Annotated in this window: 17 protein-coding genes; 2 read left to right on the forward strand and 15 right to left on the reverse strand. The window is 46.5% G+C overall.

Translation table 11 applies throughout. The features are described 5' to 3' along the window. Positions 1 to 7: 7 nt before the first annotated feature. From H525_RS0116240 to H525_RS29205, 14 genes are all read right to left on the reverse strand, one after another. Positions 8 to 790 (reverse strand): enoyl-CoA hydratase-related protein, encoded by a 783-nt coding sequence (locus H525_RS0116240; protein ID WP_027417040.1) that lies wholly within the window; start codon positions 788 to 790, stop codon positions 8 to 10. Positions 791 to 801: 11 nt separating this feature from the next. Then, positions 802 to 1,575: an enoyl-CoA hydratase-related protein gene (locus tag H525_RS0116245; protein ID WP_027417041.1), complete on the reverse strand. Its 774-nt coding sequence runs from the start codon at positions 1,573 to 1,575 to the stop codon at positions 802 to 804. Between the two features lie 23 nt (positions 1,576 to 1,598). Next, complete coding sequence (paaK, locus tag H525_RS0116250) at positions 1,599 to 2,924, reverse strand: phenylacetate--CoA ligase PaaK (protein ID WP_027417042.1); 1,326 nt, start codon at positions 2,922 to 2,924, stop codon at positions 1,599 to 1,601. Between the two features lie 44 nt (positions 2,925 to 2,968). Continuing rightward, entirely contained in the window at positions 2,969 to 3,754 is a 786-nt protein-coding gene (locus H525_RS0116255) for an enoyl-CoA hydratase-related protein (RefSeq protein ID WP_027417043.1), read from the reverse strand. 26 nt (positions 3,755 to 3,780) lie between these two features. Then, a complete protein-coding gene (locus tag H525_RS0116260) occupies positions 3,781 to 4,173 on the reverse strand; it encodes a PaaI family thioesterase (RefSeq protein WP_027417044.1) in 393 nt (130 codons plus the stop codon). Between the two features lie 83 nt (positions 4,174 to 4,256). After that, on the reverse strand, positions 4,257 to 4,706 hold the full coding sequence (locus H525_RS0116265; RefSeq protein ID WP_027417045.1) for a hotdog fold thioesterase: 450 nt from the start codon (positions 4,704 to 4,706) through the stop codon (positions 4,257 to 4,259). A 9-nt stretch (positions 4,707 to 4,715) separates the two neighbouring features. Continuing rightward, positions 4,716 to 5,015 (reverse strand): EthD family reductase, encoded by a 300-nt coding sequence (locus H525_RS0116270; protein WP_027417046.1) that lies wholly within the window; start codon positions 5,013 to 5,015, stop codon positions 4,716 to 4,718. A 289-nt stretch (positions 5,016 to 5,304) separates the two neighbouring features. Then, positions 5,305 to 6,747 carry an NAD-dependent succinate-semialdehyde dehydrogenase gene (locus H525_RS0116275; protein ID WP_027417047.1) on the reverse strand — a complete coding sequence of 481 codons (1,443 nt, stop codon included), beginning with the start codon at positions 6,745 to 6,747 and terminating at the stop codon, positions 5,305 to 5,307. A 67-nt stretch (positions 6,748 to 6,814) separates the two neighbouring features. Further along, positions 6,815 to 7,303 (reverse strand): 1,2-phenylacetyl-CoA epoxidase subunit PaaD, encoded by a 489-nt coding sequence (paaD, locus tag H525_RS0116280; RefSeq protein ID WP_027417048.1) that lies wholly within the window; start codon positions 7,301 to 7,303, stop codon positions 6,815 to 6,817. A 15-nt stretch (positions 7,304 to 7,318) separates the two neighbouring features. After that, the gene (paaC, locus tag H525_RS0116285) at positions 7,319 to 8,146 is read right to left on the reverse strand and encodes a 1,2-phenylacetyl-CoA epoxidase subunit PaaC (RefSeq protein WP_035101608.1); all 828 of its coding nucleotides are present in this window, start codon (positions 8,144 to 8,146) and stop codon (positions 7,319 to 7,321) included. 26 nt (positions 8,147 to 8,172) lie between these two features. Beyond that, positions 8,173 to 8,493 (reverse strand): phenylacetate-CoA oxygenase, encoded by a 321-nt coding sequence (locus H525_RS0116290; RefSeq protein WP_027417050.1) that lies wholly within the window; start codon positions 8,491 to 8,493, stop codon positions 8,173 to 8,175. A gap of 3 nt (positions 8,494 to 8,496) precedes the next feature. Continuing rightward, entirely contained in the window at positions 8,497 to 9,480 is a 984-nt protein-coding gene (gene paaA, locus H525_RS0116295; RefSeq protein WP_027417051.1) for a 1,2-phenylacetyl-CoA epoxidase subunit PaaA, read from the reverse strand. Between the two features lie 71 nt (positions 9,481 to 9,551). Then, a complete protein-coding gene (locus H525_RS29200) occupies positions 9,552 to 9,851 on the reverse strand; it encodes a hypothetical protein (protein ID WP_027417052.1) in 300 nt (99 codons plus the stop codon). Between the two features lie 51 nt (positions 9,852 to 9,902). Beyond that, the gene (locus H525_RS29205; protein WP_342664295.1) at positions 9,903 to 10,178 is read right to left on the reverse strand and encodes a hypothetical protein; all 276 of its coding nucleotides are present in this window, start codon (positions 10,176 to 10,178) and stop codon (positions 9,903 to 9,905) included. 84 nt (positions 10,179 to 10,262) lie between these two features. Here H525_RS29205 and H525_RS29670 point away from each other — a divergent pair, with 84 nt between their 5' ends. Both H525_RS29670 and H525_RS0116315 read left to right on the forward strand, forming a co-directional pair. Then, positions 10,263 to 10,412 carry a hypothetical protein gene (locus H525_RS29670; protein WP_155837364.1) on the forward strand — a complete coding sequence of 50 codons (150 nt, stop codon included), beginning with the start codon at positions 10,263 to 10,265 and terminating at the stop codon, positions 10,410 to 10,412. After that, positions 10,394 to 10,720: a hypothetical protein gene (locus H525_RS0116315; protein WP_027417054.1), complete on the forward strand. Its 327-nt coding sequence runs from the start codon at positions 10,394 to 10,396 to the stop codon at positions 10,718 to 10,720. The genes H525_RS29670 and H525_RS0116315 overlap by 19 nt, the downstream gene beginning before the upstream one ends. Here H525_RS0116315 and H525_RS0116320 read toward each other — a convergent pair. Beyond that, positions 10,692 to 11,876, reverse strand: coding sequence for an MFS transporter (locus H525_RS0116320; RefSeq protein ID WP_027417055.1), 1,185 nt, complete (start codon positions 11,874 to 11,876; stop codon positions 10,692 to 10,694). The two genes, H525_RS0116315 and H525_RS0116320, sit on opposite strands and share 29 nt — an antisense overlap. Between the last annotated feature and the right edge of the window lie 6 nt (positions 11,877 to 11,882).

An 11,882-nucleotide genomic window follows, 5' to 3' on the forward strand; every position in this document is an offset into this window, starting at 1 on the left:
CCCTCCTTTATTTACCTGTGAAAACAGGCTTTCTTTTTTCAAAGAATGCTTGCACGCCTTCTTTATGGTCCGCCGTAGCTCCGGCGATTTCCTGGGCAAACGCTTCATATTCCAGCGTTTCTTCCAGGCTCATATCAAATCCTTTGTACACGACCCGCTTGATGAGCCCGATTCCTTTTGTCGGCAAACTGGCTAATCTAGCCGCATAGTCTTGTACTTCCTGCTCGAAATTTTCTGCGGAACAAATCTTGTTCACCAATCCAATTCGATAGGCTTCTTCGACTGATACCTTATCGCCTGTAAAGGCCAGTTCAAGAGCCCTTCCGATTCCTACAATCCTCGGCAGATAATAACAGCCACCGGAATCAGGCACCAGCCCGATGTTTATAAATACGTTGGCAAAGGAAGCCTTTTCTGATGCAAGGCGAATGTCACAGGCTAAAGCCAGGCTCATTCCTGCTCCCGCTGCTACACCGTTTACAGCTGCGATGATCGGTTTTTCTATTTTCTGCAGCTGCATAATCAGGGGATTGTAGCGTTCCCTAAGAAAAGATCCGAAATCAACATCTTTTCCCTGCACTTCAGCCAGGTCCTGACCCGCGTTAAACGCTTTACCCGCACCAGTAATGACAAGGCAGCGAACCTCCGCATCTTTTTCCGCTTTCTTCAGCGCATCCAAAAATTCGCGATGCATTTGCTCAGTAAAAGCGTTGAATTTGTCCGGACGATTCATCGTCACTTTGGCTACGCCGTCTTCCTTCTCAACAAGAATGGTTTCATATCCGTACATTGCCTCTCCCCCTAGCGACCCGTAAATTTGGCCTTACGCTTTTCGATAAAAGCCTTCATCCCTTCGGACTTATCTTCGCTCGCAAATAGCAAATAAAAGGCGTTTCGTTCATAGTCCATTCCTTCATCCAGCGGAACATCCAGCGCCTTGCCCACCGTTTTTTTAATCAGACGTACCGCAATAGGCGGCTGCTCCGCAATTTTCTTCGCAAGTTTTAAAGCCTCTTCGAAGTATAATTCAACCGGAACAACCCGGTTGATTAAACCGAAGTCAAGCGCTTCTTGCGCAGTAATTGACTCACCGGTCAAAAGCATTTCCATCGCCTTTACTTTCCCAACCACCTTCGTTAAGCGCTGCGTTCCACCGGCACCCGGCATTACGCCAAGCTTAATTTCAGGCTGGCCAATCCGGGTTGTCTCGGAAGCGACGATGATGTCGCAATTCATCATCAGCTCACATCCGCCGCCAAGCACGAATCCGCTTACCGCTGCAACGATTGGCTTGTTAATCTTTGCGATTCGATCCCAGACAGAGAATTGATCTTTCAGCAGCATCGAAACCGTTGCTTCGTCGGCCATTTCCGCAATATCTGCACCGGCGGCAAATGCTTTATCATTTCCCGTCAAAAGAATGGCCCGGATGGAGTCGTCCCCGTCCATCCGCTCCAGCTCTGCCACAAGTTCGTCGATGATCTTAAGATTTAAGGCATTCAAGACGTGGGGCCGGTTGAGCTGAATGATGCCCACGTCGCCGTCCTTTGAAGCCAGAATGTGTTCGTACGTCATCGTTATCCCCCCAGCCATGCTTTCTATATGAGAACGTTATTGCGCTTATCTACGATACGAATCGCTTTCCCTTCACTGCGTCCAATCATATTCGGCTTACCCACGCGCAGTATGACGGATACCCCCAGCGCATTCTTCATTTCATGGCTGATCGCTTTTACCAGCTTCGCCACTTCGCTGCTGCTTTCCAGTTCACCCACCTGCGCCAGGAAGTCCTGCTTCACTTCACAATGCACTTCAAAACGATCCAGCGCCCCGTCCCGTTCAATGACGACCTGGTAATGAGGGGCGAGCTCTTTAAATCCAAGCAGAACGGATTCAATCTCTGTAGGGAAGACATTGACTCCCCGAATAATGAGCATATCATCGACCCGGCCTTTGATGCGGGACATTCGCATGGTTGTGCGGCCGCACTTACACTTCTCAGGATTGAGGGAAGCGATATCACCTGTACGATAGCGGATGACAGGGAAGGCCTCCTTTGTTAGAGAGGTAAAGACCAACTCCCCCTCCTGCCCGTATGGGAGCACTTCCCCAGTCTTCGGATCGATGATTTCCGGATAGAAGTGATCTTCTGCAATATGGAGGCCATCCTGCACTTCGTGACATTCAATGGAAACCCCGGGTCCCATAACCTCACTCAGGCCGTAAATATCTACTGCTTTAATATTGAGTGATTCCTCCAACTGAACCCGCATCTCTTCCGACCATGGTTCAGCGCCAAAAATTCCGTACTGCAGACTTGTTTTTCGCGGATCAAGCCCCATCCGCTCCATCTCTTCCGAAATATTCAGAATATAAGACGGCGTACCGGCAATTCCGCGTGGCTGGAAATCCTCAATCAGCGTAATCTGGCGCGGCGTATTCCCACCTGAGATGGGAACGGCAACCGCCCCTAAATATTCAATTCCGTAATGCAAACCAAGTCCGCCGGTAAACAGTCCGTATCCATAGGCGTTATGAAAAATATCGCCGGGCAGGCCGCCCGCACAACAAATAGCCCTGGCTACGATTTCGGACCAATTTTCAATGTCTTTTTTCGTATACCCTACAACTGTTGGCTTCCCCTTCGTTCCGGACGAACCGTGGATCCGTACAATTTCATGCTGTGTAGCTGCAAAGAGGCCAAAAGGATAATTTTCCCGTAAATCGGTCTTTTTCATAAAAGGCAGTTTCTCAATATCTTCTAGCGACTGAATATCTTCAGGCTTAATCCCTGCGTGATCAAAAGCTTCCTTATGAAAAGGAACTTTCTCATATACTCGTTTCACCGTCTCTTGAAGCCGCGCAAGCTGAAGTTTACCCATCTGTTCCCGTGACAACGTTTCCATTTCAGAATTGAATATCATAGCTATCCTCCTACACACAGACTCTTATTATATTACGTGTTTGGCTACTCACCGCGGAAAACCGGTTTTCTTTTTTCTCTAAACGCTTCGAGGGCTTCTACACGATCCTTTGTCGGAATAATGACTTCGTAAGCTTTGGCTTCAATATCCAGCCCTGTTTGCAGATCGACCCCGATTCCTTTATCAATCGCATATTTCGCCTGGTTGACAGCCAGAGGAGCATTCTGCAAAATTTCCTCAGCTAAGGAATAAGCCCGCCGGTGAAGTTCCTGTAAATTATCAGTCACGCCATTTAAAATCCCTTTTTCCCACGCTTCCTCAGCTGAAATTTTCCGCGCCGTAAGAATAAGCTCTTTCGCCTGTGAAGGGCCGATTAAGCGGGTTAACCGCTGGGTTCCACCGGCTCCTGGAATGATACCCAGGCTCACCTCCGTGAGGCCCATTTTGGCGTCACGGACAGCAAAGCGAAAATCACATGCTAGCGCTAGTTCAAATCCGCCGCCAAATGCATAGCCGTTAATTGCGGCAATCGTAGGCTGTGGAATTCTTTCTAATGCCGTGAACACATCCCTGATTTTTCTCACATTGCGCCGCACCTGCTGCTCTGTAAGCGTGCGTCTTTCTTTCAGGTCTGCCCCTGCACTGAATGCACGTCCTTCAGCTGTGACGATAACAGCCCGAATGTTTTTTGGGTCCTGCCGGATTTCTTCAATAATCTCCTGCAAACGGACAAGCGTCTCATAATTAAACGCATTCAGTTCGTTTGGCCGATTCAGGGTAATCGTCGCCATATGATTTTCACATGTAAACAAAACCGTTTCCCGGTCCATACCTAACGTCCTTTCCTCATCATACTTTATCGATCCGTGCTGATCCGCGCATACGTTCCTGTCGCTACGGCTACCAGCGTACCGTCTACCGTCCTTACTTTTGCTTCCATGATAATCATCCGTTTGCCTCTTTTGATTACACTCGATTCAGCAATCAGCCGCTCTCCTCTTGCCGGTGCCAGATAGTTAATCTTGCTCTCCACGGTTACACACTGCTGCACCCCGTTAACATGGGGTGCGGCTGCATAGCCCATGACCACGTCGGCTAACGTACTCGTAACCCCGCCATGTACGACTCCTTCGATGCTGTTGTATAACTCTGGCCTGATTTTGAGACTGGCTTTGCATCCGTTTTCATTTAACTCATCAATTTCTATACCTAAGTAATGATTAAATCTATTTTTCGATCCATCGATCATGATCGCTCCACTCCAAACAAAAGAAAATGGCAGAAGGCCTACTTTCCAAAGCATCCAGCACGGTAAGCTTAACGCGTAAAACTTTACTCTTTCGGCACTGGAATAAAATATTCGTTTTTTCGATAGGCTAATGCATCCAGAATCGCCACAGTCTCCTTTTCACTCTCCACACGTATGCGGTACCATGCCGTACGGTGGTTCCTTTTTTCCTCGACAGCCGTTGCTCTGAGAAGAGAACCTCCAAAGCTTGCAGCAAGAAACCCAATATTCATAGAAAGTGCGACCGACGTTTTTCCATAGGAATTGGAGGCAACAGCAAAAACCGTATCGGCAAGTGCAAAAATAACGGCTCCATGGGTAGTAGAGTGGGCATTGAGCATCGTTGGCTTCACTTCTAACTCCGCGGCGGCCGTGCCTGCCCCGACTTCGGTTATCCGAATACCTAAGAATTGGGCAAACGGGTCGCGTTCTAATTTTTCAACAATTTCTTTATAATAAGTAGCATGGAGTTCTTGATCCGTTTGTGTTCGCATGAGGACCACCTACAATACTTCCGCAAAATGCATGGATACGAGCTTGCCGGCAAAGCCCATTAAGTCTTTTCCAGCCGCTTTTCCTTCCGGAGATGACAACGCTTGCAAAATAGCTTCTTTGCTTTCAAAGAACATTTCAGCAATCAGGTGCAGATCGCTTTCTCCCATCGGAGTGCCTACTACTTTATTGACTTCTAATTTAATAAGGCCAGGCATTTTTTCAGCAAGAGGCCCATGCACATTAAAATAGTGCTGGTCGAATTCCTCAATATTTTCCGGTTTACGGTAGATCGCGATTAATTTATGCATTTTCATCCTCCTCTTTATAACTTTCCTATATGACGGTTTACTTATATGACGTTATTATAACGTATTTAATATTTTAAGTATATTAATAATGATAAATCTTCGTCAAGATTTATTTTTTAGAATTAATTAGCCGCTGAACAAAAAAAATAAGAAACACTCGCGGGGCATTGCCTCTTGTTATTCCCCCACACAGGAATCAAACAGCCGCTTTGTGGCACGGTGGACGCTCCACAGGGAAAAAGCAACGTTTGACTCATACTTCGCGAGTATTTCTTCGCTTACAAATAGATTAAAGGCCAAACGATACAAATTTTATTTCTAAAAATTCTTCTAGCGCGTAGCGACCGCCTTCCCGTCCGATTCCGCTTTCTTTGAATCCCCCAAATGGCGCCTGGGTTTGTGTCGGCGAGCCGTCGTTTATACCTACAATGCCGTATTCAAGTGCTTCTGACATCCTGAAGCAACGGCTGTTGTTTTGTGTGTAGACATATGCTGCCAGTCCATAATCTGTATCATTCGCCAACTCTACAACTTCGGCCTCTTCTTTAAATGTAAGAATCGGAACAACAGGCCCGAAAGTTTCTTCCGTATAAATCTTCATATCAGGCGTTACATCCGTAATTACAGTTGGCTCACAGTAGAAGCCTTTGCTATATTCGCCATCTGTCAGACGGTTTCCGCCGTATACAATATTCCCGCCTCTTTCCCGCGCATCGTCGATATGATCCAACACTTTGTTTAAACCGTTTTCATTCACCAATGGCCCGATTTCTGTATCCATGTTTCTTCCGTCGCCGACCTTCGCTTTTGTCAACCTCTCAACCAGCTTGTTTGTAAATTCCTCTACGACAGACTCATGAACGTACAATCTATTTGTGCAAATACACATCTGTCCGGAATTAAAGAATTTACTTTCAAATAAACCCGTCACTGCAGCATCAAGATCCGCATCGTCAAAAACAATGAATGGCGCATGGCCGCCTAATTCAAGGCTCACTCGTTTTACTGTTTTCGCTGCGCCCTCCATTAATAGCTTCCCTACACGTGTAGAACCGGTGAAAGCAATCTTGCGCACTTTTTTATTGTCTGTAAACTCTTTGCCAATGGATTCCGGATTTCCAATGACAAGATTGACAACGCCTTTCGGGAATCCTGCCTGTTCAATTAATTCAAACAAACGAATGGCGCTAAGCGGAGTTCCTTCCGCCGGTTTTAACACAACCGTACATCCGGCTGCCAATGCAGGAGCAATTTTACGCGCTACCATATTCACAGGAAAATTCCATGGAGTAATCGCGGCAACAACTCCTACAGGGTGTTTCGTTACCATAATACGTTTATTCGGAATAGTGGAAGGCACAGTCTCTCCATAAACTCGTTTCGCCTCTTCTGCATACCACATAAAGTTATCCGCAGCCCCAAGTACTTCACCTTTCGCCTCACGGAGGGGTTTTCCCATTTCGGCACAGATAATGCCAGCCAATTCATCGCGATGAGTACGAACCAGTTCATAGAGATTATTTAAGTATTTGGATCTTTCTCTTGCCGTTGCCTGAGCCCAGCTTTTAAACGCTGCATCTGCTGCAGCGATCGCTTTTGCCGCATCACGGCTATCACCAAAACTAACGCTTCCTACCGATTCACCTGTTGCCGGATTGATGACTTCTTGTGTTTCTCCGCTTTCTGCCTCTATCCATTCACCATTGATATACATTTTTTTGCTATCTGTCATATCGTATAATTCTCCTCCAGTTGTAAAGGAAATTTTACTCATTCGTCTGTTAATGTCCTGCTGTCTCCTACACCGGTTTAATCGCTTCGAATGGATTTTTGCATTTGTTGCAGTAGAAAATACTGCGGCATGCTGTTGGCCCGAATAGGTTATCTAGCACCACGCGGGGTGAACTGCAATACGGACATTCAACCTCCCAGACGCCTTCCTGCTTTGATTCAAGCGGCGGGGGGGCGATGCCGAACTCTTTTAACTTTTCTCTTCCTTCCGCCGTAATCCGATCAGAAGTCCAGATAGGATTTTTTACAAGAATGACGTTCACTTCATCAATCTCTTCGATGGTGGATACCGACGTAATCACATCATTTTCCATCATGTGGAGCGCAGGACAGCCGACATATGTCGGAAGCAGCTTTACGGTCACTTTGCCACCATCTACTTCCACACCGTCAATCATTCCCATCTCAACCAAGCTAACAGAAGTGATTTCCGGATCAGTCACCTCTTGTAATTTATCCCATACCTTTTGTTCAAGAAAAATGCAAGCTTCTTGCATCGCCGTCCCCTCCCTTTACCAATTAGCCTGCGGAGCGAGTTTATACACTTCGCTTAAGTGGTTGATAGCATCCACAAATTCCGTAGAATGCAGTCCGTCCCTTCCGGTTGCCTCCAATGATGCAGGCTCACCCGGCCAGAGTAAACTATAGTTTTCGAGTTTTTCTTTCATTACGCTCATAAATGTTTCCCGCAATGTTTCTCCAGGTGGCGTAAGGCCAAATCGGACAAATTCTTCAGCCTTCGGTCCCAAATCAAACAAGGAGTTTACATCTTCCCACGTTTTCTTAATCGCTGCATTTAAACGTCTTTGCGCTTCATCCGTACTGTGGGCCAATTGATCAATCCAGATTTCCCAGTGATAGAGGTGGTAGAACTGCTCTCTTTTGATCTTTTTCGCTGTATCTGCAAGCGGGATATAGGAACACTGCTCCAGAGCGTCAAGTCGGACTTTTTTGAACACTTCATACGTATAATTACGGATAATTGCGTATCCCCAGTCGTAGTCCGGATTCTCCATATAATGCCCCTCACCGTTTACACGTTCAGTAAGCGTTGCATTCTTATATTCCTCTGGCTCCCTTAAATGGGCAAGGTTATCTGCTTTTCCTACCCCAAGTTCTTCCAGCATTTGATAATATATTGCGGAGTGGCCCATAGTATCCTGTGTAATTGAAGAAAAGGCAACGTCTTCTTCAATATGGGGGCATAAACCGAGCCATTCAGAACCACGGTGGCTCATTAACAAATCGTCATCGGCCAGTTGGCAGATAAGCTCAACAAGTGCTTCATGGAACTGCTGATCCTGCTTCGCTTCTTCCGGTGTGTTGTATTTTTTCGTCATTGTCAATCCCTCCTCCGCTATATAGGTTAGTTAGATGAATTTTTTGCTGCGAGTTCTCTCCATCTCGCAGGAATGTATCCATAATAAGACGGTTGGCGATAATCCTTGTTATCAACCCGTAGAAGTGTCTGCCGTTTTTCTGGTGATAGAAAATGAATATTCTCTCTTTTAACGACAAAGATATTAGATGGAATGTCTTCTCTGCGCATAAAGTTTTCCTGTGCCATACTTAAAGCGATTTCAGGAGTTGGAGCCAGAAGACTAAATTGGCTCTCGAATTTCGATGTAAGGTCCTTTTGGCTGAACACTTCATACACATCGTAGTCTTGCACGTTGTTGTTATTCATCGTTTACACCCCGCTTTCGTTAACTGCTTTTTGCTTGTGAAGCAAAGCTTCTCTAACCCAGGCGTTATTTTCAAACCCTATTCTCCGTAATTTCAGGCGGTTCTGTGAACGCGGTCCCTGGTTCTTTCCAATCACATTTTTCAAATAATTGTAGTCCGGGTGGGTATATACCCATTGCTCTTTCTCCTTATCGTAATAAATGTTATCATCCGGAACTTTAAGTCCAAGCGCCCTAATTTGCGGGACGTATTTGTCAATGAATTCCTGTCTTAATTCTTCGTTTGTTTTGCTTCTAATTCTATAGCGCATATTTACTGTTTGATTGCTCTGAATTTCCCCGTTTTCCGGTGGCCCAAAGAACATCATCAACGCAGGCCACCAGCGATTAAGCGCGTCCTGCATCATTTCACGCTGGAGTTCTGTACCATCCCCAAGAGCAATGACCATATCTTCGCCGTGATAGGCATGAAAGCGTTCTTCAAGAATGATTCTCTTAAGTGCGCGCGCATACGGAGCGTAGGAAGTATGCGCCAGCATTTTTTGTGTAACGATAGCGGCTCCATCGACGAGCCATCCAATGAGTGCGGCATCGGCCCAACTTGGCGTTGGCATATGGAATACATTATGAAATTTCAAGCGTCCGGCATAAAGATCCTGCAGTATGTCTTCCCTCGTTTTTCCTAGAGGCTTCATCAAGTCTTCGGCAACACGGAGCAGCAACTGCCCATGTCCGACTTCATCTTGTACCTTGGCCATTAACGAAAGCTTTCTTTTTAGTGTCGGTGTTCTCGGAACCCACTCTTTCTCCGGGAACGCCCCCATGATCTCACTTATACCGTGCATAGCAATAAGCTTAATTAATTGCTTCCGGTAGTCCTCAGGCATCCAATCATCCGCTTCAATCTTTTCCCCCCGTTCGATACGATTCACGAATTCTTCTAATTTCTTAGTCTCACCTTTTTCATAAAGAGCGGATTGGTTTATCATGCGCAAACCCCCTATAAATTTATATTACGTTTTTATAACGTTATACTAACATATCGTTATATATATAACAATCATAAAAAAGTAAATTTTCTGTTATCATTTGCACCAAGATTCGTAACCCAATCTTGCACTAAGCGAACAGCTTCATCCATGAAGAGTTTCTGTCCGATGCTCACATTCATTCCCCGGCGTCTCGCTTCCTCTGCGGTGATCCCTACACCTGCGATCTGCGGATCGGAGAAAATGACATACGGAACAAACGTTGAATCTACCGCACTTGGCAACCCCTCTATCACCTCAGCGGCTACCGCACCCTGCTTGGCGGCGCGATGGGCTAAAGCCGGGCCAGACGTGATATCCCCGTCCGGCATTCAGCATCAATAGAGATGTATCCCTGCTCATCCACATTCACGCCAATCTCTTCAAGACCGATTCCACGGGCGTTGGGTAAGCGGCACGATGCTCTGCTTCCATTCCTGCCACACAGGAAGGTCGAACGCAGCCTCTCCCTTAGGAAGGCGGACCCCCATCCTGTTGATATCGGCGACATTGTAATACTGGTTAGCCGCATGAATGAGAGCTTCCGAAGGAATACACCCGCGGTTCAGGCATACGCCGCCAAGCCGGCCCTTTTCAACCAGGACAACGGATTTCCCCAGGTGCTTGAAAAGCTGGAACATTTGTCGAATCAATTCCAACGGCTTAGTTTAACCTCTGCCGGTGTAAACCAGATTCTTAAGCTGCTTTCTTCAAGCATCCACACACAGGTCTTTTATTAACGGATGGATAAGCAGCAATTAATGGATGGCTCCGAAGTAAAACATAAGCACCCGAAAAAAGTAAAAGAGTTTATTCACCAGAGAGTAAAAGAGATAGGGGAAAAAGAGCCGAATGGTGAGGCCTATTTCTACGAATGGGAGGAAAAAAACTGATTTTAAAAACGGTGGGTACGAGTGCGGCCTATTTAGCCTGCGTTGCGCTACTTAACAGGGATCCTGTTAATCAGTTTCAACTGTTGGCGCTTGACTCTGCTGTTCTTTCCATTTCGCAGCTCCTCCTACGGGAACGTTATCAAAAGGAAAGAAAATTTCATTTCGAAAACTTATGGCTCCTGGGAGCCCTGATTAAATACGACAAAAATAAAGGCAGCCAGCTGCTGCAAACCCTGCGTGTCTATTTAGAATGTGAGGTTTCCCGTCTTGTTGATAAACTCACGCTGACTGCAAAGATGCGAGCTTAATGGATAATGGGAAAGCTAATGCAAGTAAAATTACAATCAGACCAACGACTCCGGACCAGCCAAACTGAGTCCAGAATACGCCTCCTACTGTTCCGGCGACGCTCGACCCAAGGTAATAAAAAAACAAATAAAGAGAAGAAGCCTGAGCTTTTTCTGTTTTTGCCCGTCTGCCCACCCAGCTGCTGGCGATGGAATGGGAGCCGAAAAATCCAAAGGTGAAGACCGCAATACCGGCTATTTTTATCACCAGGTTATCGCCAAGTGTCAAAACAGCTCCCGCCAGCATAATGCTGAGTCCGATCCACAGCCCTTTGCGCCTCCCAATTCGATCGGCCAGCCGTCCCATCCAGGTGGAACTAAACGTTCCGGTTACATACACAATAAAAATCCAGCCGACAATCGTTTGACTGAGTCCATACGGCGGCTCGATCAATTGATAGCCGATGTAGTTATACAGTGTGACGAAACTCCCCATAACAATAAAAGAAATGCCATATAAACATAAAAGCCCCGGGTCTTTTAAGTGGTGCAGCATAGAGAATACTAAATTTTTTAGCCTCAGCGGACGCGGGGTAAAATGGGTCGAGGGAGGAAGGTTTCTCCAGAACCATGCACTCAGCAAAAGGCTGATTATTCCTATACTTCCCATGGCGACCCGCCAAGAGAAAAAATCCGTGATCGAGCCGGTCAGAATCCGCCCGGCCATGCCTCCAATTGAATTACCGCTAATATAAAGCCCCATCGCAATTCCCAGGCTGGTGGGGTCTACTTCCTCACCCAAATAAGCCATGGCAATGGCAGGCAATCCTGCAAGAACGATCCCCTGAGCTACCCGGAAACCAAGCAAGGACATAAAAGTAGGACTGAATGCTGTCAGAATAACAAACAGTGAAGAAATCAGTAATGAAACCGCCATAATCGGTTTCCGCCCCCATGCCTCAGAGAGCGACCCGATAATAAGCATGGAAATAGCCAGGGCCGCAGTTGTCACCGAAAGCGACAAACTCCCTACGGTCGGCGATACGTGGAACTCTTTGGAAAACACCGGCATTAATGGCTGAACATCATAAAGAATCGCAAACGTGACAAATCCTCCGGCAAACAACGAAATATTTGCCTTCCGAAATGCAGGGGTCCCCTGCCGCAAATAACTCACACCTAC

Source organism: Aneurinibacillus terranovensis DSM 18919, from assembly GCF_000430625.1.
Lineage (GTDB): Bacteria > Bacillota > Bacilli > Aneurinibacillales > Aneurinibacillaceae > Aneurinibacillus_B > Aneurinibacillus_B terranovensis.